Raw genomic sequence first — 20,481 nt, 5'->3', positions numbered from 1 at the left:
TTTTTATCGAGGGGATGAATATCAAAATATTAAAACAAGGTTTGGATATACTACATGGTTTATTTGGGATGAAAGCTCAATAGATTGAAAAAATTTGCGACACTCCTGCCGAATAACTGGCTAGCTGAGACCCCACAGGCGCTTGCTTTGATGAGGCTCGGCAGACAGTCGGCTGAAAGGGAGCGGATTTCTGAAATCAACTGGAACGTGTATTAAATTGGTTTTCATGGACTAATTTTTCAACTGTGTATTGGAAAAATGCCATTAAGTCATTTTGTGACGTAAAACCTGCTTGTGCAGTCTGTTCGTTTCCTCCGCCTTTCCCATTATACGAACTGAGTTCAGCTTTAAGAAATTGTCCGCAATGAAAGGGGATGGCCCCACTGTGTGAAAGGATGACCTTCTGCTCCTTTCGTGATGCAAATAATACGGTAACCTTTTCCTTTTTTACAATCGTACCTGCAAGGTAAAGCAATTCTTTCATTGAGCTATCTTCGAAAATATGAGAGATGAATCCCCCTCCATTTTCTGCAAGCAGGGAGTCAGCAAGGAAATTTGCATTTTCAAGTTTTAAGTTTTCGTTTGCTGATAGCAGCTGCTTATAGTCATTTTCCAGTTTCTCAACCCGATTCAGGATCTCTGTACGTCCGGTATTGAACTTATTCGATAATGCTGAAAGAATTCCTAGACTTTCAGAATAATCGTTCAATGCCCTGAAGCCGCACTTAAAATAGAGACGGGTATGTTCTTTGTGCTTCTCCGCTTTGAAAACTTTTATTAAGCCAATCTCACCGGTACGCCCTACATGGGTTCCACCGCAAGGGTTATATTCAATCCCTTCTATCTCAACAATACGGATATTCTCTGAAACTTTAGGCATTTTGACGACAGGAAGTGTTTGTAATTGCTCTTTTGTCACGTTATAGATAAGTATTTCACGATTCTCGATGATATATTGATTAACCAGCTTTTCAGCAGCACCCGTATGTACTTCAGTCCATTGAAACCCTGACATTATATCGATTGTTAAGTATTCCTTTCCAAGGTGAAAGCTGACCGTATTAGCGTCGTACAGTTCCCTGCAGACAGCGGAGAGTAAATGCTGGCCGCTATGCTGTTGCATATGATCGAAGCGGCGGGACCAATCAAGTTCACAGTGAACGGTCTCTGAATCTGGCCGGCTTTCCGTCTTATGTAGAATCTTTCCATCCTTGCTTTTTATAACATCAAGAACGGTGATTCCTGCTATATTACCAGTATCTGCAGGCTGGCCGCCCCCTTCGGGATAAAACGCGGTTTCTTCAAGAGTGATGTAGTAAAAGCCATTTTCTTCAATGATCTCCTGGATTTTGGTATTCCATTCGTAAATCTTGGCGGACGTGTAATACAATTTTTTCGTCATGGATGATTTCTTTTTCCTTTCAGTTGATGAGTAAATTATATCACCGGAATACCTGAGTTTGAAATTGCAGGTTTAGAAGAATAGTCAGGTAAATAAGTAAACTTTATGACAAATTTCAAATGAATTATGCAAGATGGTAATATTTTATTTATAGACTTACTCTTATGATGTAAAATATGCCTGAAAGAATGCACTTTAGACCTAATTCGGTGTAATTAAATCGATACATATAGTTAAAAAGTCATTGTTGGTAGGAATAGGATAACCGTAATATTATTTAGGTGAGAAAGGGTTAAGTGATAAGAATTGGACCTTGTAAATATGCAAAAATACAAAAATAGCTTATTTAGGAATATAAAAAACAAACTTTCAGATTGGCTAGAGTTGGATGTAGGGCAGTCCATTCCGGCCCAAGAGATATTCCGTTTTCTGCTTTCAATCAAAGGGACGGCTGAAACGTTGCAATTATGTGGACTTCTGGTCATTATCGAACAGCTATTGGAAGGAATGGATGAAGACAGTGAGCAGGTCTGGAATCGGACGGACCTTAGGAATTTCCTTTTTGAGCTCATTGAACATACATATGAATATGAGCATTTTGATGAAGGTGAAATAAAAGCCAAGCATGTCCGTGATTCACAAGCCCCGCTCATCCAGATCATTGATGATGATATTTCCATGTTGATTTTATTGAAAGATCTATTGGAGGAAAAGGGATGGATGGTCATAACGAATGCCGACCCTGTCAAAGCGACAAATCAATATTTTGAAATGCAGCCGGATTGCCTTATTCTTGATATTCAGTTACCTGCAAAGGATGGTTTTCAAATCCTTCAGGAGATTCACCTCCATAACGAGAAATATTTCATTCCGAAGATCATGATCAGCATTCAAAACGATAAACATTCCCGGATAAAAGCATTCAAGATGGGTGCAGATGATTTTATTGGTAAACCGATTGATATTGATGAGTTTATCGTAAAGATGGAAAGGCATATACAGCGGAAGAAAATCTTTGATCAATCGGTTCTTATTGATGAGTTGACACAGGTATATAATAGAAGATTTCTTGAAGATACACTACCTCGCTATGTTAATGACTATAAGCGCTCAGGGCGCCACTTATCGATAAGCATAATTGATCTAGATCACTTTAAAAGGGTGAATGATCGATACGGACATTCGGTGGGCGACCTTGTACTGGCTGAATTTGCTCAATTCATTAAAAGCAATATCAGGAGTTCGGACTTAATCTGTCGGTATGGAGGGGAAGAATTCGTCATTATATTCCCTGATACATTGAGTGATGAAGCTGAACGCAAGTTAACAGAATTAATCAAGGACTTTTCTGCAAAGGAATTCATCCAGAATGGTCAGACTTTTTCGGTTACATTTTCTGCAGGTGTTTTTACGGTTGATAATGAAAATATTACGCCCAAGGAGGCATTAGAGGAAGCGGACAAATCTTTGTTTGAGGCGAAACGCTCAGGCCGAGGAAGAGTTGAAGGCATGCAAAAAGCGGGATACAGCAAGAAATCCCTCAATGTGTCCGTTATCGATGATGATATCATTATCCGGACCATCTTAACTAAAGCCTTGCATTCACTTCAAATACCACACTTTGATTTGAATATCGCTGTGTATGAAGACGGTCCATCCTTTTTGAAATCCGATCGGGCCAAAGAAGATGTAGGGCATTTTTTAATCCTTGATGGAGTGATGCCTATCATGGATGGATTTGAAGTGCTGCAGAATGTGAAACAAAGCAGTAATGCGGAGTTTTTCACCATTTTAATGCTAACTGGATGGAAAAGTACGGATGATATTGCAAATGCATTGAAACTTGGTGCGGATGATTATGTAACGAAACCATTTAGCATTAGTGAGCTTCAGGCTAGGGTAGAGCGTCTATTGATGAAGTTAATTTAAATCTTGCCAAAACGATATACAGTGATGGAATATGGATGGAATTCTATTTGCAAAATGGAGTCTAGTAAACAGATATATTGAACATTTGAAAATAAATCCAGCACAGTATGATATTCGGATCCATATCGAAACCAAAGATTCCAGGGGATCGCTTAAAAATCAAACAAGCCCTTTCCAACTTGTTAAGTTATGCAATCAAATATTCTCCGGATGGGGCAGGGTTTAGGCATCACAAAAGAATCACAGCCGCATTTATTCCAGTAATTTTATAGGGTCGAAAATTCAGATCGCAAGCGTATTGGACGAACGGACTTTGGGTTGACGGAACTGGTAAACTATGAATTGGTGGACAGTGCCTTTAGGTCAGCTATTTCAAAAGTAGTAGAAAGGCATTTCAAAAGCTAAAAATCCCGCCTCCGGATGCCATCGTATCGGATAACTTTCTTGAAGAGGCAGAGATGAGCGGCTGGACGATGATGAGGGAATTAAAAGGATCCTCTAACTTGAATGAGTTGCTCGTTTTTTGTATCGACCGCACTTGACGAAAGAGAGAAGGGAATTTCCTTGGGAGGTATGGATTTTTTAGTTAAACCGTATAAAACGGGCCAAGTATCCAACGTGATCATGAATACCTTGTTAAGTAACGGTAAACAAGGGCAGTTTCTTGTCCCGCAGGCATTCCATGAAGATATAAGGATAAAAAATAAAAAACCGTAATAGGTATACAGAACAACAAAAAAATGATAAATTCAAATATGTTGGAAAAATAAATAATTGGGTACAATTGTAGGTAAAGGTAAGTTACAGGAGGATTTTTATACATGCAAAAAATTCAGGCCGGCATGGCTGTAGAGTTAGAAGTGGAACGTAAGGCTGATTTCGGATGGTTTTTAACGGATGGTTCAGAAGATGTCTTACTTCATCATAATGAAATGAGTGAAGGAACGGAACTTGAGCTTGGCGATGAAGTAACTGTGTTTATCTACCATGACAAACAAGCAAGGCTAACAGCGACAATGAAGATACCCGAAATTCAGATTGATCAGTATGGCTGGGCAGAAGTTGTCAATGTGAAAAGGAAACTGGGTGTTTTTGTGGACATCGGTCTTTCCAAAGATATTCTTGTATCATTGGACGACCTTCCTAATATTGATCGTTTATGGCCTGAGGTTGGTGATCGTCTATATGTATCCCTTAAGACAGATCGTAATGACCGCCTGTTTGGTAAACTTGCAACGGAAGATGTAATTCAGGAGATTGCAGTGACAGCTCCTTTAAAAGGAGTCCGAAACACCAGTATTAAGGGAAATGTCTATCGTTTGCTTATGGTTGGTTCTTTCTTTATATCACAAGAAGGATACCGCTGTTTCATTCACGAAAGTGAACGCAAGGAGGAGCCCCGCCTTGGTGAATTAGTTGAAGGGCGCGTCATTGATAGTAAAGAAGATGGAACGCTTAACGTTTCTTTAATCCCTTTTAAACAAGATCTGATGGGGGAAGATGCTGATGTCATTTTCACTTATTTAATGAATCGCGGCGGTGCAATGCCTTATGGCGACAAAACGCCACCTGATGATATCAAGTTTCACTTCGGTTTAAGCAAGGGAGCGTTCAAGCGTGCTCTCGGTAAACTGATGAAGGAAGAAAAGATTTACCAGGAAGATGGATGGACATATTCTTCAGACCGTAAATAAAAAAGGCAGCGGATTTTTCTCCGCTGCTTTTTTATGTGAATTTCATTAAAAAAACTTCTTTTTACCTTTTTCTTCTTTTAAAATCTCCACAGCTTCCCTAAACCTCATCGAATGGATAATTTCCCTCTCACGCAAAAACCTGAGTGAGTCATTGATATCAGGATCATCCGAGATGTCGATCAACCACTGATAGGTTGCTCTGGCCTTCTCTTCAGCAGCGATATCTTCATATAAATCTGCAATTGGATCACCTTTGGCTTGGATATATGTGGCAGTAAATGGATTTCCTGCTGCGTCATGATAAAAAAGGGCACTATCATGATTGGCATAATGGTCACCTAGGCCAGCTGCAGCCATTTGTTGAGGGGTGGCGTCTTTTGTAAGCTTATAAATCATCGTGGCGATCATTTCCAGATGGGCAAATTCTTCCGTCCCGATATCCGTAAGCAGGCCAATCACTTTATCAGGAATTGTATATCGTTGATTTAAATATCGGAGGGCTGCAGCCAACTCACCATCAGCACCCCCGTATTGTTCGATTAAATATTTTGCCAAACGAGGATTACAGTCTCTTACTTTAACTGGATATTGCAGCTTCTTTTCATACACCCACATAGATATCTCTCCTTATACCTGCCATGGCCAAGGGCCTTGGCCCCATTCCCATTTATTTTCATGGCTTGGACTGTTTCCAAAACCCAATAATGGACCATATTTAGGCTCGAAAACCGATTTCAATTGGTTGGAGTATTCATGAAATTGATTGAATTGCTGTAATGCTTGCTGATCGTTAGGATGTGTATCCAAATAAAGAGCCAACTCGACAAGCACGAAATCCGCAGCCTGTATTTGCTCAAGCAACTGATAATATTCATCATCCAGTTTCTTATTCATTTATGTCTCCCTTTCCCGATATGGATTATCATAAAAGTCATAAAAGAATTTCCAAAGTGTACCGTATTTCAAAGCTTCCTCAGGTGTGAACTGCTCCAGATTCGGCGGTTGAAAATTAATATACAAATTAGGAGGTGTCCTGTAGTACTTTCTCCCAATAGGCGGGCACGGATCGAATTTACTATGGAAAGGTTTATATGATTTAACTAAGGTAAAAGTCTTTTCGCGAGTCACAAAAAATACCTCCTTTGTAAAGATATAGCCTTTAATTCTTATGCCATGGTAATGCATAATATGACTTCCTAGATATGGAAAGGAGAATAATTGGAAAATGATTATATTTCAGAATATTATAAAATCTTGTTATAGTCCCGTTATCTTACTGTGATGTTTGTCATCTATTCTTTATCTGTTTGTTCTTTGTATGGAAAAGAACTATGTTAAGATTTAACTCGTAGCTTATAAAGTAGCTCACAAGGAGGTAACAACATATGAAAAAATCAATCTTATCGTTAGCGGCAGCGGCTGCAATATCCGGTGCATTCACAATTCCGGTACAAGCAGAAGATGTCAAAGTGAAAGATGGAGACACATTATGGGGGATATCTCAAACATATAAAGTATCAATAGAAGATATTAAATCTTGGAACGATTTGTCTTCAGACGCGATTTATGCCGGAGAAACCATACATATTTCTCAAGAAGAGCATTATAAAGTAAAGTCAGGGGACACATTATCGGAAATTGCAGACAAATATGATGTAGCGGTAGATGCTATTAAATCTTGGAACGGTTTAAATTCAGATACAATCCATCCTGGTCAAGAACTGGTCATTAAACCTGCAGCTAACAAAGTCGAAGCTGCAAGTGTAGAGCCTGCACAGAAATCAGAGCAAGCTGCACCCGTAAAACAAACAAAACAAACAAAACAAACAAAACCAGTAGAACAATCGGAACCAGCAAAACAAACAAAGCCGGTTGAAAAATCGGAACCAGCAGACTCATCAGAAAAAACAGTCACAAATGAGTCCAACAATCAAGCAGGAATCGAAAAAGAGATCACTGTTAGAGCAACTGCCTATACGGCTGATTGTCAAGGCTGCAGCGGTACAACAGCCACAGGAGTTAACTTGAAAGCTAATCCTGATGCAAAAGTGATTTCCGTGGATCCATCAGTCATTCCGCTTGGATCTAAAGTTTATGTAGAGGGTTATGGCTATGCGACGGCAGCTGATACAGGCAGTGCCATCAAAGGGAATAGAGTGGACATTTTTGTACCAAACGAAAAAGATGCCGTGAATTGGGGCGTTAAAAACGTCAAAGTTCAAATCCTGAATTAATTAAATCATGCAACATATGTTTATATATTGAAAAAAGCAGACACAAACATAATGTGTCTGCTTTTTTTGTCCTTTTGGTTCACGGGAAAAGCAGGTACAATGAAAGATATAGATCCTTATAAATCCTTACAAGGTAAATAGGAGGAGTAGTAAATTGATGGAAAAAGCACGTGATTATTTACAAGAATACTTTGGTTATGAGTCATTCCGAAAAGGTCAGGAACAGATTATCGAACAGGTTTTGGGAGGAATCAACACAGCGGGAATCATGCCTACAGGCGGAGGTAAATCAATATGTTACCAAATACCAGCCCTTCTGTTACCCGGTGTAACACTCGTGATATCCCCACTTATATCTTTGATGAAGGACCAAGTAGATGCCCTCGAACAAAATGGGATTGATGCCACATTTCTCAATAGCTCCATATCTGGGTTAGAATCATCCAAAAGAATGAACGATATTAAGCAAGGCAGATTTAAGTTGGTTTATGTAGCACCTGAACGTTTGGAAAATCCTTCATTTCAACAGGATCTTTTTAATGTGGAAATTTCATTGGTTGCCATTGATGAGGCCCACTGCATATCTCAATGGGGTCATGACTTCAGACCAAGTTACTTAAAAATCAAAACCTTATTGAAAAATATGCCATCAGCTCCGACTGTCCTCGCATTAACGGCAACAGCCACACCGCATGTGACCGATGATATATGTCAGTCGCTAGGAATTTCAGCGCAGCATACAATATCAACGGGTTTTTCCAGAGATAACCTGTTCTTTTCCGTTGTGAAAGAAGAAAATCGCGGACGGTTTTTAATGCGTTATTTAGAAAAAAACAAAAATGAATCGGGTATCATATATGCAGCCACTAGGAAAGAAGTCGATTCCTTGCATACCAAGCTTATTAAAGCCGGATTCAAAACAGGTCGATACCATGCTGGTATGAATGAACAAGACCGGTCGGAACAGCAAGACCAATTCATTCGTGATGACGTTCCCTTGATGGTAGCTACTTCTGCCTTTGGGATGGGAATAGATAAGTCGAATGTTAGGTATGTCATCCATTACCAAACCCCAAAAAACATGGAGAGTTATTATCAGGAAGCGGGCCGTGCAGGGAGGGATGGCTTGGATAGTGAATGTATCCTCTTATATTCCCCTCAGGATATGCAGATACAGCGTTTTTTGATTGATCAATCAAATCCCTCGGAGGAGTGGCAATCCCAGGAATTGAAAAAATTGAACAGAATGAAGGATTATTGTTTTACCGAGGGGTGCTTGCAAGCCTTCATCCTTAGATACTTCGGAGAAGAAAACCCAGACGATTGCGGTCATTGCGAAAATTGTACAGATAAACGTGACTCTGTTGAAGTGACTACACAGGCACAGATGGTCCTTTCATGCATGTTACGTATGGGTGAGCGATTCGGTAAAACGATGATTTCCCAAGTGCTTACGGGATCACGCAATAAGAAAATGGAAGAGTTCGGATTTCAGAAGCTTTCAACCTATGGAATCATCAATGATCAATCTGCGAAGGAGGTAGGTAAATTCATTGATTTCCTGACAGCGAAACAGTACATCGAAATGACGGGAGGCCAGTTTCCGGTCCTTAAGGTTACCAATGCTGGCAGGGAAGTGCTATTGGGACAGAAAAAAGTTCTGCGTAAGGAAATGAAAAAAGTAAGCAGCATCAGTGCGGATCATGGATTGTTCGAAGAGTTGAGACAGTTAAGAAAAGAATTGGCAAGTAAGGAAAATGTACCGCCCTTTATTATTTTTTCCGATGCATCCTTGAAAGATATGGCCCTCAAACTGCCGATGACGGAAAAAGAATTCCTGGAAGTTAAAGGTGTAGGCATGCAGAAGTTCGAACGCTTCGGATCCGTGTTCTTACAGGAGATTTCCCATTATGTACAGGCACATCCTGAATTAGAAACGAATACTATGGTTACAAAGGAATCAGTAAAGCGGGCTACTAAACCATCTCACTTAGAAAGCTATCGCTTATATCAGGAAGGCAAATCAATCAAGGAAATTGGGACTTTGAGAGGACTGTCTTCCATTTCAATTGAAAATCATTTATTAAAGTGTGCAGAAGAACACTTGGAAATCAAATGGGAAGAGATTTTCTTGGATAAAGAGTATGATCTAGTTTTGGAAACTGCGAAACAATTGGATTCTGAAAAATTGAAACCACTAAAAGAAGTACTGCCTGAGCATATTTCCTACTTCATGATTAAAGCGATCTTGGTTAAAGCGGGGTTGGAAAGCGAAAGGTGTTAAGGTTTTTTGGTTAATTTTTTCATTGAATAAATAAGAAATTGGTTTAATGCGTATACTAGGAATGATAAAAAGGTGAAATTTCGAGCCTTTAATCAGAGTCTATATATAAAAAGAGGAGGTTGCTCATGTATTTTGGTAAAAAGAATTCAGAGGAACCAGAAATCGTTATGGAAGATACGATAGTATATGCATGCGGATCAGCAGATTGCAATGGTTGGATGAGAAAAGACTTTGCCTCGGAAAACTATGATTGCCCAATGTGTGGAAGTCAATTAGTTGAGGAAGTAAGGGAACTTCCAAAAATTGAAAATGAGTATAATGCGTTTAAATAAAAGAGGTGAATCATAGCCTCTTTATTTTTTATTTTAAGAAAGAAGTGCCGGAGTGGTTTCATTCTGGATTAATGCTTTACATATAAAAATATGTATGGTACTATTAAATTTCAGTGTTATGAAAAGAATGCACTGGAGGGTAATTTAAAGTAACATTTTTATTAATAAAATAATTTTTCATCATTTCATGATGAAGTAGAAACAAGTTAAACACATCTAGAAAAAAGAAATACATGTAATCACCAAGTATTTTCCTCGATCCATTTCTGTTCTTCATTAACTTACTTCTATGTACCATTTATCTTTTGGAATTTAATCTACCCAATTGGAATTACGGACGGTTTTAATTAATAAACATGTACTTACAAGCTTTTATCTGATTCTCGCAGGCACGGTCTAGGAACCGTATGGATGGGAGAGAGGCAGGGCTTTCATTGTTTTAGGTTTTGGCACTAAAAATTACTCTCATGCTCAATTCGTTTTGAAATGTTCACCGAACGAGCAGGAAGAACCATATGGAATGGATTCTTAAACAGCACAGTCCCTATTATCTTGAAGGGTAGGTCAGGGACTGTGTTTCATTTTTTATCTGGATTAGAACTGACATTATAAAGGAATCATTTCTTATTTAGAATCTTTACTCATATATATACAGCATATATATGATATAATGGATAAAGAGATATTTAAAATTCATGTCGTAATCTCAAGTTCTTCCCATTCAAAGTTTGGATGAAAGAACAATTATCAAAACTTAGATTTGCGAATGGGTATTTACTCACGATTTAGATTAAACGCCATCTATTCTTCTTTTATCTTTATGGCTTGTGATCTGTTATTCAGGACGGAGTCAATTCAATTCTAAGGAGTGAGATATATGTATAGAAGAAATAATACGGAAGAAATCATTCCTGAAGAAACAAAGGTGTGGGAATGTACATCAGAAGATTGCAAAGGTTGGATTCGCGATAACTTTACAAGTAATGATGAACATGTTTGTCCGTTATGTAGCAGCGAGATGAAACCCGGCACCAGAATGCTTCAAGCAATTAACAATCCAAGAAACTATTAAGGCTGGATAAAAAAAGCTGAAGGGGAGTTCCCTTCAGCTTTTTTTATCTTTTTGCCAACCGGATGCGGCAAAAAGCAAGTGAATGATTAGTGGATATCTTTTTTCTTGAATCGACCGCCGCGAACTTCCGCAATGTCCCCTACAGCAAGAAATGCAGATGGATCGAAGCTTTTGACTATCTCTTTAAGTTTAGCTTCCTCAAGCCTGTTTATTACACAAAAGATGACTTTTTTATCATCACCAGAATAAGCACCTTCACCAGCTAAAAAGGTTACGCCCCGTCCAAGGCGATTCATAATGGCTCCACCGATATCATCAAATTCATCACTGATTATCCAAACAAATTTGGATTCGTCTAAACCTGCGATGACGATATCCATCGTTTTATATGCAACAAAGTAAGCTATGATCGAATACATGGCACGATCCCAAGAGAAAACGAAGCCCGCACTGCCAAGGATGAATAAATTAAAAAACATCACAATCTCCCCAACGGAAAAAGGAAGCTTCTTACTAGCGAGTATGGCAAGTATTTCTGTACCATCCAATGAGCCGCCATATCGAATGACCATTCCAACACCAACGCCAAGAATCATACCGCCGAAAGCGGACGCTAGGAGGATATCTTGAGTGAAAGCTGGTACATGATGAAGCAATGTAGTGGTAATGGAAAGGACTAAAATTCCATAAAGAGTAGAAAATGCGAAGGTTTTTCCGATCTGTTTATAACCGATAAAAAAGAAAGGAAGATTCAAAATGAAAAGAAAGATACCGAGCTTCCATCCAGTGATGTAGGATAACATAATCGATATACCCGTTATGCCCCCGTCGATTACGTTATTCGGCACTAAAAAAATCTCGAGGCCGACAGCCATCAAAACCGCACCGATTGTAATTAATAGACCTCTCTGTAATATTTGTCTCAGTGTTAATTTTTTATGCTGGGTCTTCTTCTGCATAATTTCTGTTGTACTTGCACCCGCTAGGTCTGACATAATCATGCCCCCCACTCCTTTTCTATCTATATAAGTTCTATTTAATTATAAACCGTAAGGTATAATTAAATAAAGTAATTAACATTCTTGAATAATTATTTCTGTATTGATAATCTCCCGCAATGATGTAGCAAGTTTTTGTGAAAGCTTGTCATTACATGTATTCCTATTCTACTCCATACAAAATAATAGTATTTCTCATTTTCTTGATTTTATGAAAGAAATCGTATTTTCTTGATAGATGGGGGGAGGAAATGAAAAACCTTTGATGTACTATGAAATTCCATTACAATATAGGAGAATAGAACGGTTGAGGTGATAGAGGAAAAATGGAACATTCAATTGTAGCATCAAATCCTGTCCTCTTTATGGTTGCAGTACTCTTGATAATAATGGCGTGTTTTACGGCGTTGGATTTACTGACAACATTATTGACGATAGAGAAATATAAACGTCTGGTGTATCTAGGGAGCAGCTGCTCTATGGGAGTGGCTATTTGGACGTTGAATTTTGTGATCATATTCACTCTCGATACTTCAGGAATGGCAGCGTACAACTTTTCTACAATAATTTTTTCGTTAGCTTTGGCGATTGCTCTTGCAGGGGTTGGGTTATTAGCCATATCGTATAAAACACAAGTGCTGCAAATCGTTTTTTGCAGTTTTATGTTTACGATGGCCATATTATCCAATTATATAATGGGAACATCTTCATTAAACCACTCTTTGCACTTTAGCCTATTGTCGGTCTTTAGTACGCTTTTCAGTATTTTTATTTTATTCGTAGCAGCGCTTGCAATATTATTCTATTTTAATAAATTAAGTCAATCTTCTCTGAAACCAGTCAGTACACTCGTGATGAGTGGGGCAATCATTGAAGGCTATTATCTTTTTTTGAGAGTATTACCGATGAACGTGAAGAATGAAACGGGTGAATTTGTTCCACTCACTCCACTTATGCTTTATCTTACATGCTTTGTTTCATTATTCATCCTTGCCAGCTTGATAGCGTCAAGTACGATTGTAGGACGGCGGTTGGCAAAAAGTGATAATACTGTGAGCGATATCCGTTATGCTTTAGATCAATCGGCGATCGTCGCCATCACGGATGCAAAAGGAATCATTACATATGTTAACGAAAAATTCCTGGAAATATCGCAATATGAAAAACATGAACTAATAGGGAAAAATCATTCCATCATCAATTCTGGTTATCATGGAAAAGAATTTTTCACTGACTTATGGTTGACGATCAGTCAAGGGAAAACATGGAATGGTGAAATATGCAATCGAGCTAAAGATGGTAATGTTTATTGGGTGGATACAACTATCGTTCCTTTTATGAAAAAGGGTAAACCATATCAATATATTTCCATCCGTTCGGATATTTCCAGTCGTAAAAAAGCAGAAAATGCTTTGAAGGGGTCAATTAAGGAACTGGAAGATATGCATTATGCAATCAACCAATCCTTGATTGTGGCGATTACCGATGATAAAGGAGTCATAATCGAAGTGAATGAAAAGTTCTCGGAGGTTTCCGGTTATGGAAGAAGTGAATTGATAGGTCATACCCATAATATGGTTAATTCTGGATACCACTCAGAGGAATTCTTTGAACAAATGTGGAAGACCATCCATGAACGGAAAGTTTGGAAAGGTGAAATTAGAAACAAAGCGAAAGACGGTAGTTTTTATTGGGTCGATACAACAATTGTTCCATTTTTCAGCGAAGAAGGAAAGCCTTTTCAGTTTTTGGCACTTAGATATGACATAACTGAGCGTAAACAATCGGAAGAGATGCTCCATCGGCAGGATAAATTAGCCGCGGTCGGTCAGCTTGCTGCTGGGGTGGCACATGAAATACGGAATCCGCTGACGTCCATGAAAGGGTATACGGAATTTTTGCAATTGGATGAAACGGACGAAAATAAACAAGAATATCTGGAAATAATCATGGATGAAATCGATCGTGTGAATGAGATAGTTGAAGAGTTCTTACAATTGGCCAAACCACAGGCCTTGATATTGGAAAGGAAGAATCTTGTGCCGATCGTTCAAAACGTTGTATCCTTGACGGAGTTTGAAGCCAGGAAGAAGAACATTACGCTGATTTCATATTGTAATGAAGAAGAGATCCTCGTTCAGTGTGATGAGAATCGATTAAAACAAGTCCTATTGAACTTCATAAGAAATGGGATGGAAGCTATGCCTGATGGCGGGTTCATAAAAGTCATTACTGAACTTAAAGAGGATAACGTGCATATATCCATTATCGACACAGGGATTGGGATGCCACCAGAACAGCTTAAGAGACTGGGAGAACCATTTTTCACAACGAAAAAAACTGGTAATGGGTTAGGTCTCATGATCAGCTTTAAAATTATAGAAAGCCATTTGGGAAATGTCTTTGTCGAGAGTGAGATCAATAAAGGTACAATCTTTAATATCGTCCTCCCTATTTAAAAGCCTTATTAGGAAGCAATGAAAAAAATCAACACTTTGTAGAAGATGTTTGCATGGGGGAACTGGATTTGGAAAAACAAAAGCATGTTAATATTATTAGTTTGAAGGTATTTTACCTATTTTCTTTTTTTGCAGTGGGAAGTTTAACACCGCTATTAAGCGTTTATTTGGCCAATGAGGCAGGTTTGTCCGGTATTGAAATAGGTACGATCATGTCTGTTGGACCGATAGTGATGATCGTTTTTCAACCTTTTTGGGGAGTTGTCTGTGATTGGAGCGGAAGACCAGCCAAAATTCTTGCAATAACATCATTGCTTGCTGGTATATTTGGTTTAGGCTACTTGCTGTTCGAGCACTACTTACTTATATTATCCATCGCAATCGCTTTGGCTATCTTTCAAAGTGCGATAATACCAGTGTCAGATAGTATCACTCTTCAATATACAACTAAAATCAAATCGAATTATGGGAAAATCCGTTTATTCGGTTCCCTTGGTTATGGTGTGGCGGTTTTTGTAATGGGAAAGTTATCTGAATCCTTCATCGGTCCTTCCGTTATATTTTATGCCTTTTTCTTCGGCCTGTTTATCGCGGCTGGTCTGGCTCTTCGTTTGCCCGAAGAGCCACCTGGGGGGAAGGTGGAACTTTTCGGTGGAATGAAAGAATTGATTACCATGAAACGTTTTATTATCTTTCTTGCTATAACATTTTTGCTTTTTGGGCCTAATCTTGCAAATAATGTATACTATGGTTTGTTTGTCGAGGCAAGGGGCGGAACATATACAGGAATTGGCATTGCGTTCCTATTAGCTGTATTATCGGAAATCCCCTTTATGAGAATGGCAGGTACCTGGATTCATAAGATAGGCCTGCTGCCAATTACCTTATTGGCTGGAACGGCTTCATTGGTCCGTTGGGTTTTGTACTTCACCGAACCAAGTTTGGCTACCGTATATGTGACTTCAATCATTCAAGGGTTTTCCCTTGGTTTATTCATTCCAGCAGCTTTACAATATATCAGGGAAGTTGTCCCTGCTCGTATAACAGTAACAGCAATAACGCTTTATTCCGCCATTGGCAATGGGTTGGGGAACTGGTTCAGTACCTTCAGCGGCGGGATAATCTTAGATAAATCAGGTATATATGCGGTCTATTTATTTTATGGTTTACTCACGATGATTGGGATGCTGCTTACAATATGGCTCATGAGGTTAGATAAAAAATTAAAAGTAGTGGAAAAACCCATAGGGATATTTTGAAAAATATGAAAAATTCATTTTGGGGATTTTTTCTTATTCAAAGCAAGAGACCTCTTCACCTTCCTGGTGAAAAGGTCTTTTTTACTTGTACAGGTTGGGGACGGCTCAATTAATATTAAATAGATTATACATGCTTAAATGAAAGCATCATTGTCATATGTCAATGTTATCACTTCCGGCCGTCCCGAGCGCCAATTTCGGTGTTTTGGCATAATATTTCCAGGCCCTTGCTTGCAACCGGCTGATTAAAAAGAGCAGATAATATCAAAGGGAATTCCGTGCAGGGTCAGTAATCAATTAGACAGTTATTCAAAAATGGAAGTTGGGATTATTAACCAAATCAATCAGTTTCTTGTTTTGGAAAAAATATGATTTAATGGAAGATAGAGAATGAATGGGAGGATGAGTGTTTTTGAGCAAACCAAAAGTGTTGGTTGTTACCATCGTATCAGCCCTTATCGGACTGTTTTTTTTATTTTGCCTTGGATGGGCTATTATTGACCATTATGGAAAAGGAACTTCCGATATGGAAGCCATTGAAGAAACCGCCATTAAAAATGATCTTCCTGATGATTTTACGGTAGTGGCGATAGGCGATTCATTGACACGTGGCACAGGTGATGAAACAGGCAAAGGTTACGTTGGGCTTGTTGTTGAAGATTTGAAGAATGAATATAAGAAAAAACCAATCATTCATAACCTCGGAATTAATGGACAAGTGTCTAAAGAATTGATGCAGCAAGTGAAACAACCGGAAGTGAAGCGCCAAATCCAGGCAGCTGATGTTATTTTAGTTACAATCGGGGGTAACGATTTATTTCAAAAAGGGCAGACCCTGCTTGAATATGATCGTAAAGCTACATCTATATCACAAAAGAATTTCTTGGGAAATTTACATGAAATTTTTAAAGATATCAATAAAATCAATGATACAGCTCCCATTTTGTTACTTGGCCTATATAATCCATTTATAGATTTGGATGAAGACTTTGATACGAACAGCATTGTACGGGACTGGAATAACGAAGCGGCAGAAGTCGTTGCTCTTTATGACAATGCCATTTTCGTTCCGACATTTGATTTATTCCAATTGTCGGTAAATGAGTATTTGTATTCAGATAAATTTCACCCTAATAAAAAGGGATATCGTTTAATTGCTGATAGAATTGCTCCTCTAATAAAATGGGAGGATGTGGAACGATGAAACAGGTGACATTGTCTGTCAGGGAATTGAAAAAAAAGATTGGCAAAAGGGAAGTTATTAAGGGCATAGATTTTGAACTGCGTGAAGGTGAGGTTTTCGGCTTTTTAGGACCCAATGGTGCAGGTAAGACGACGACGATCCGCATGTTGGTCGGTTTGATAAAGCCAACCTCGGGTTCCATCCATATATGCGGGTATGATGTTCGTCAGGAATTTACGAAGGCTATGAAGCAAATGGGCTGCATCGTTGAAAATCCAGAGTTATATCCATTTTTGAGCGGGTGGGATAATTTGCTCCACTTTGCAAGAATGTTGCCTGAAGTTGATGACACAAGAATGTTCGAGGTAGTTGAACTCGTCGGTCTGCAAGCGAGAATTCACGATAAAGTGAAGACCTATTCGTTAGGTATGAGGCAGCGTTTAGGGATCGCACAGGCAATGCTCAACAGCCCTAAGTTGTTAATTTTGGATGAACCGACTAACGGCCTAGATCCTGCCGGAATCCGTGAAATGCGACAATTCATCAGAAAGTTAGCTGAAGAAGAAGGTATGAGTGTTCTGGTTTCTTCACACTTATTAGCTGAAATACAGCAACTTTGTGACCGTGTCGCAATTATTAAAGGTGGGGGAATTATCAAAACAGATACAGTGGAAAGTTTATTATCCACGCAGGAGCGGATAGTTTGGAGGGTGGAACCTATTCTAAAGGGTGTGGAAATTCTTAGTAGATTCACTGATGTTACCCTAGATCAAAAATATATCATTACAGCTTATGATGAACTCAAAACACCTGAATGGAATGCAGCACTTAACCAAGCAGGGGTGAGGGTGCATGAAATGAATCGAAAGCTCCCAGGATTGGAAGAGCTGTTTTTGCAAGTTACCGGTGACGGGGGTGCAGGCATTGAATAACTTGGTTCAAAATGAAATGATGAAGTTGTTGGCAAAAAAACGGCTAATCATAATCGGTATCATCGTTGGTATTTTAGTGCTGATGTTTACATATGCCCAATACAAACAAGTGGAAGAGCAGCGGGAGAAGTTGGGAACTGATGATTGGCGTGCAGCGCTTCAGCAGCAAATCATCGATACTCAAAATCGTTTGGGCTCGAATAGGATGCTGGATGAGTGGCGTGAACAGCTGCAGGTAAGTTTGAAGCAGCAGCAATATTATCTTGATCATGATATCAATCCTTCAGAACCAGGTGCAGCCACTTTTACACGTATGTTTTTGGAAAATGCAATTGATTTATTCATTCCGTTGTTGATCATGATTGTTGCTAGTGATTTGGTTTCTTCCGAAAATGGTCAGGGCACGATCAAGCTGCTGCTGACAAGGCCAGTGGAGCGCTGGAAAATCCTATTAAGCAAATATGTAACATTATTATTATCGGTTTCGATTATCGTGGCGATGACTGCCTTATTGTCTTATCTTTTATCAGGAATCGTTTTCGGATATCAAGGATGGGGGGCCCCCGTAATAACTGGATTCGAATTGAAGGGGGCTGATGTGGATGTCAGTCAAGTTAGGATAGTTGAACAATGGAGATTCCTGATGATGGATTTGGGGCTTGTCTGGCTGGTGGCGGTTGTTGTAGGGACCCTTTCTTTCATGCTTTCGGTTTTAGTGAGAAGCACACCTGCAGGCATGGGCATCATGCTGGCTGCATTGATTTCCGGGGCTATATTGAACAATATGGTGTCATCATGGGAATCAGCGAAATATTTCTTTATGGTGAATTTGAAGTTGACCGCTTATATTAACGGGACAGCGCCTCCGATAGAAGGGATGACTTTATTATCATCTGTCATTACCTTGCTCGTTTGGTGGGCTCTTGCTTTAATTGTATCTTTTACAGTGTTTACCCGGAAGGATGTATACTGAGAAACGGTCTATATAATAATTATTGGATGTTTAACTGTGTTTGTTGACAAAAGGGGGGCGAGGTGTCGCACTCCAAACCATGTATTTAAAAGAAGACTCGGTTTAATCTCAAAGCCGAGACCCCGCTAGATGCTTGCGGCAAAGAGGGCTTGGTAGACAGTTGGCGGGAAGGGAGCGAATTTCTGAAATCATCTGCACCTTTTTAAAATAAAAAAACTGCAGGCAAACTCGCTTTTTCTTCGAATTTGTCTACGGTCTGCAGCCTATATAAAATATAGGTTGTTTTTTATTTTCTTGTACAGGGTATCCTTTTCAAAAACAGTATGTTCAAAATTAGGAGGATTATAAATGGATGATAATCATTTGAATGAAAAATTAATGCCAATGACTTCAGTTTCAAGTGGAGATGTACAGATAATTAATGAGGATATATATTGCCTGTCCGTCCAAATCGTTAATGTAATTTTTGTAGGGTCACCCAAAAATGAAAAATGGGTATTGATAGATGCTGGGATGCCACGCTCAGCAGAGGTGATTAAGAAAACTGCTGAAGAAATCTACGGACCGCAAAATCCACCTGCTGCCATTATTTTGACACATGGACATTTCGATCATGTTGGTGCACTGATTGAGTTAATGGAGTATTGGAAGGCTCCTGTTTATGCCCACATTAAAGAAATGCCTTATTTAACGGGACAGGAAAATTATCCCGAACCGGATCCTAGTGTTGAAGGGGGGATTGTCGCAAAAATTTCATGGATATTTCCAAATGAGGGAATCAACCTTGATGAAAAAGTTCAGCCATTGCCTGATGATCATAGTGTTCCCGGGCTACGCGATTGGAAATGGGTTCACACCCCTGGCCATTCAAAAGGACATATTTCACTTTTCCGCGAAAGTGACCGAAGTTTGATTGCTGGAGATGCTTTTGTGAATGTCAGGCAAGATTCCCTATACAAGGTTATCACTCAGTACAAAGAAATAGCAGGTCCACCGCGGTATTTGACAACCGATTGGGAGGCAGCCAAAGAATCGGTAAAATCATTGGAAAGTCTGAAGCCGTCTGTTGCCATAACAGGCCATGGCTATCCTGTAGAAGGGAAAGAACTGGAAATGGGTTTATCAAAGCTTGCAAAGGAATTCGATACATTAGCTAAACCGGATCATGGGAAATTTGTAGAATGAAGCCTGATCGTGTTCATGAATAATTTCTCTTCAGAAGTCAAGAATAAACAAGCAACTTATGAAAAATGGAGGGATATTCGTGACTAAATTAAGAGATATCATGACAACAGATGTGGACTGTTGCACTGCGGAAGATAATATTTATGAAGCAGCAGTCAAAATGAAAAATGATGATGTTGGTGTCATTCCTGTATTGGAGAATAACCATTTAATTGGTGTCATTACAGACAGGGATATCGTCATTCGCTGTGTTGCCGAGAAAAAGCCGAATTCGACTAGAATTACCGATGTTATTTCCACCAACCTTGTAACAGGCACGCCTGATATGTCAGTGGACGAAGCTGAGGAGTTAATGGCTAACGAACAAATCAGAAGGCTCCCTATCATTGAGAATGAAAAGCTGGTCGGAGTCGTGGCATTAGGTGATCTCGCTGTACATCATCAGACAAATTCAATGGCGGGGGATGCTTTAAGTTCAATTTCCGAGGACAGAGACCAAATTCAACACTAAAAACAAAAACTCTGTTAGCTTTTGCTAACAGAGT

At 39.2% G+C, this 20,481-nt stretch carries 18 protein-coding genes; 13 read left to right on the top strand and 5 right to left on the bottom strand.

Annotated features, from left to right (window positions below; all coding sequences use genetic code 11):
- Positions 1-196: 196 nt before the first annotated feature.
- Positions 197-1,402 carry an alanyl-tRNA editing protein gene (locus IOC57_RS14300; RefSeq protein ID WP_207439357.1) on the bottom strand — a complete coding sequence of 402 codons (1,206 nt, stop codon included), beginning with the start codon at positions 1,400-1,402 and terminating at the stop codon, positions 197-199.
- Positions 1,403-1,723: 321 nt separating this feature from the next.
- Between IOC57_RS14300 and IOC57_RS14295 the strand changes: the two genes are divergently transcribed.
- Both IOC57_RS14295 and IOC57_RS14290 read left to right on the top strand, forming a co-directional pair.
- Complete coding sequence (locus IOC57_RS14295; protein WP_286184873.1) at positions 1,724-3,331, top strand: diguanylate cyclase; 1,608 nt, start codon at positions 1,724-1,726, stop codon at positions 3,329-3,331.
- A gap of 821 nt (positions 3,332-4,152) precedes the next feature.
- Positions 4,153-5,025 (top strand): CvfB family protein, encoded by an 873-nt coding sequence (locus IOC57_RS14290; RefSeq protein WP_207439356.1) that lies wholly within the window; start codon positions 4,153-4,155, stop codon positions 5,023-5,025.
- A 45-nt stretch (positions 5,026-5,070) separates the two neighbouring features.
- Here IOC57_RS14290 and cotJC read toward each other — a convergent pair whose 3' ends face one another.
- The 3 genes from cotJC to IOC57_RS14275 are packed head-to-tail and all read right to left on the bottom strand — an operon-like array spanning position 5,071 to position 6,153.
- Complete coding sequence (cotJC, locus tag IOC57_RS14285) at positions 5,071-5,640, bottom strand: spore coat protein CotJC (RefSeq protein WP_034307306.1); 570 nt, start codon at positions 5,638-5,640, stop codon at positions 5,071-5,073.
- A gap of 12 nt (positions 5,641-5,652) precedes the next feature.
- Positions 5,653-5,919: a spore coat protein CotJB gene (locus tag IOC57_RS14280; protein ID WP_207439355.1), complete on the bottom strand. Its 267-nt coding sequence runs from the start codon at positions 5,917-5,919 to the stop codon at positions 5,653-5,655.
- Positions 5,920-6,153 carry a spore coat associated protein CotJA gene (locus IOC57_RS14275; RefSeq protein ID WP_063234475.1) on the bottom strand — a complete coding sequence of 78 codons (234 nt, stop codon included), beginning with the start codon at positions 6,151-6,153 and terminating at the stop codon, positions 5,920-5,922.
- A gap of 257 nt (positions 6,154-6,410) precedes the next feature.
- Here IOC57_RS14275 and IOC57_RS14270 point away from each other — a divergent pair, with 257 nt between their 5' ends.
- From IOC57_RS14270 to IOC57_RS14255, 4 genes are all read left to right on the top strand, one after another.
- Positions 6,411-7,259 carry a LysM peptidoglycan-binding and 3D domain-containing protein gene (locus tag IOC57_RS14270; RefSeq protein WP_207439353.1) on the top strand — a complete coding sequence of 283 codons (849 nt, stop codon included), beginning with the start codon at positions 6,411-6,413 and terminating at the stop codon, positions 7,257-7,259.
- A gap of 154 nt (positions 7,260-7,413) precedes the next feature.
- The gene (gene recQ / locus IOC57_RS14265) at positions 7,414-9,543 is read left to right on the top strand and encodes a DNA helicase RecQ (protein WP_207439352.1); all 2,130 of its coding nucleotides are present in this window, start codon (positions 7,414-7,416) and stop codon (positions 9,541-9,543) included.
- Between the two features lie 125 nt (positions 9,544-9,668).
- Entirely contained in the window at positions 9,669-9,875 is a 207-nt protein-coding gene (locus tag IOC57_RS14260; RefSeq protein ID WP_061463486.1) for a cold-inducible protein YdjO-related protein, read from the top strand.
- Positions 9,876-10,752: 877 nt separating this feature from the next.
- Positions 10,753-10,947 (top strand): cold-shock protein, encoded by a 195-nt coding sequence (locus IOC57_RS14255; RefSeq protein WP_034307294.1) that lies wholly within the window; start codon positions 10,753-10,755, stop codon positions 10,945-10,947.
- A gap of 86 nt (positions 10,948-11,033) precedes the next feature.
- Here IOC57_RS14255 and IOC57_RS14250 read toward each other — a convergent pair whose 3' ends face one another.
- On the bottom strand, positions 11,034-11,942 hold the full coding sequence (locus tag IOC57_RS14250; protein ID WP_207439351.1) for a YitT family protein: 909 nt from the start codon (positions 11,940-11,942) through the stop codon (positions 11,034-11,036).
- 329 nt (positions 11,943-12,271) lie between these two features.
- Between IOC57_RS14250 and IOC57_RS14245 the strand changes: the two genes are divergently transcribed.
- From IOC57_RS14245 to IOC57_RS14215, 7 genes are all read left to right on the top strand, one after another.
- Positions 12,272-14,404 (top strand): PAS domain S-box protein, encoded by a 2,133-nt coding sequence (locus IOC57_RS14245; protein ID WP_207439350.1) that lies wholly within the window; start codon positions 12,272-12,274, stop codon positions 14,402-14,404.
- 68 nt (positions 14,405-14,472) lie between these two features.
- Entirely contained in the window at positions 14,473-15,663 is a 1,191-nt protein-coding gene (locus IOC57_RS14240; RefSeq protein ID WP_396020823.1) for an MFS transporter, read from the top strand.
- Positions 15,664-16,075: 412 nt separating this feature from the next.
- Positions 16,076-16,867 carry an SGNH/GDSL hydrolase family protein gene (locus IOC57_RS14235; protein ID WP_207439348.1) on the top strand — a complete coding sequence of 264 codons (792 nt, stop codon included), beginning with the start codon at positions 16,076-16,078 and terminating at the stop codon, positions 16,865-16,867.
- Entirely contained in the window at positions 16,864-17,778 is a 915-nt protein-coding gene (locus IOC57_RS14230) for an ABC transporter ATP-binding protein (RefSeq protein WP_207439347.1), read from the top strand. The genes IOC57_RS14235 and IOC57_RS14230 overlap by 4 nt, the downstream gene beginning before the upstream one ends.
- Complete coding sequence (locus IOC57_RS14225) at positions 17,771-18,751, top strand: ABC transporter permease (RefSeq protein ID WP_207439346.1); 981 nt, start codon at positions 17,771-17,773, stop codon at positions 18,749-18,751. Before IOC57_RS14230 ends, IOC57_RS14225 begins: the two co-directional genes overlap by 8 nt.
- A 348-nt stretch (positions 18,752-19,099) precedes the next feature.
- Entirely contained in the window at positions 19,100-19,936 is an 837-nt protein-coding gene (locus tag IOC57_RS14220; protein WP_207439345.1) for an MBL fold metallo-hydrolase, read from the top strand.
- A gap of 79 nt (positions 19,937-20,015) precedes the next feature.
- Entirely contained in the window at positions 20,016-20,447 is a 432-nt protein-coding gene (locus IOC57_RS14215; protein ID WP_207439344.1) for a CBS domain-containing protein, read from the top strand.
- Positions 20,448-20,481: the final 34 nt, after the last annotated feature.

Source organism: Bacillus sp. SD075, assembly GCF_017355165.1.
Classification (GTDB): domain Bacteria; phylum Bacillota; class Bacilli; order Bacillales; family DSM-1321; genus Peribacillus.
This window is presented reverse-complemented; position numbering and strand designations above follow the sequence as displayed.

Excerpts from the sequence above, each read along its gene's own strand:
- cotJC (WP_034307306.1), bottom strand. The coding sequence starts at position 5,640 with ATGTGGGTGTATGAAAAGAAGCTGCAATATCCAGTTAAAGTAAGAGAC.
- IOC57_RS14260 (WP_061463486.1), top strand. The coding sequence starts at position 9,669 with ATGTATTTTGGTAAAAAGAATTCAGAGGAACCAGAAATCGTTATGGAA.
- IOC57_RS14230 (WP_207439347.1), top strand. The coding sequence starts at position 16,864 with ATGAAACAGGTGACATTGTCTGTCAGGGAATTGAAAAAAAAGATTGGC.
- IOC57_RS14280 (WP_207439355.1), bottom strand. The coding sequence starts at position 5,919 with ATGAATAAGAAACTGGATGATGAATATTATCAGTTGCTTGAGCAAATA.
- IOC57_RS14255 (WP_034307294.1), top strand. The coding sequence starts at position 10,753 with ATGTATAGAAGAAATAATACGGAAGAAATCATTCCTGAAGAAACAAAG.
- IOC57_RS14220 (WP_207439345.1), top strand. The coding sequence starts at position 19,100 with ATGGATGATAATCATTTGAATGAAAAATTAATGCCAATGACTTCAGTT.
- IOC57_RS14295 (WP_286184873.1), top strand. The coding sequence starts at position 1,724 with ATGCAAAAATACAAAAATAGCTTATTTAGGAATATAAAAAACAAACTT.
- IOC57_RS14250 (WP_207439351.1), bottom strand. The coding sequence starts at position 11,942 with ATGTCAGACCTAGCGGGTGCAAGTACAACAGAAATTATGCAGAAGAAG.
- IOC57_RS14300 (WP_207439357.1), bottom strand. The coding sequence starts at position 1,402 with ATGACGAAAAAATTGTATTACACGTCCGCCAAGATTTACGAATGGAAT.
- IOC57_RS14270 (WP_207439353.1), top strand. The coding sequence starts at position 6,411 with ATGAAAAAATCAATCTTATCGTTAGCGGCAGCGGCTGCAATATCCGGT.
- IOC57_RS14245 (WP_207439350.1), top strand. The coding sequence starts at position 12,272 with ATGGAACATTCAATTGTAGCATCAAATCCTGTCCTCTTTATGGTTGCA.
- IOC57_RS14290 (WP_207439356.1), top strand. The coding sequence starts at position 4,153 with ATGCAAAAAATTCAGGCCGGCATGGCTGTAGAGTTAGAAGTGGAACGT.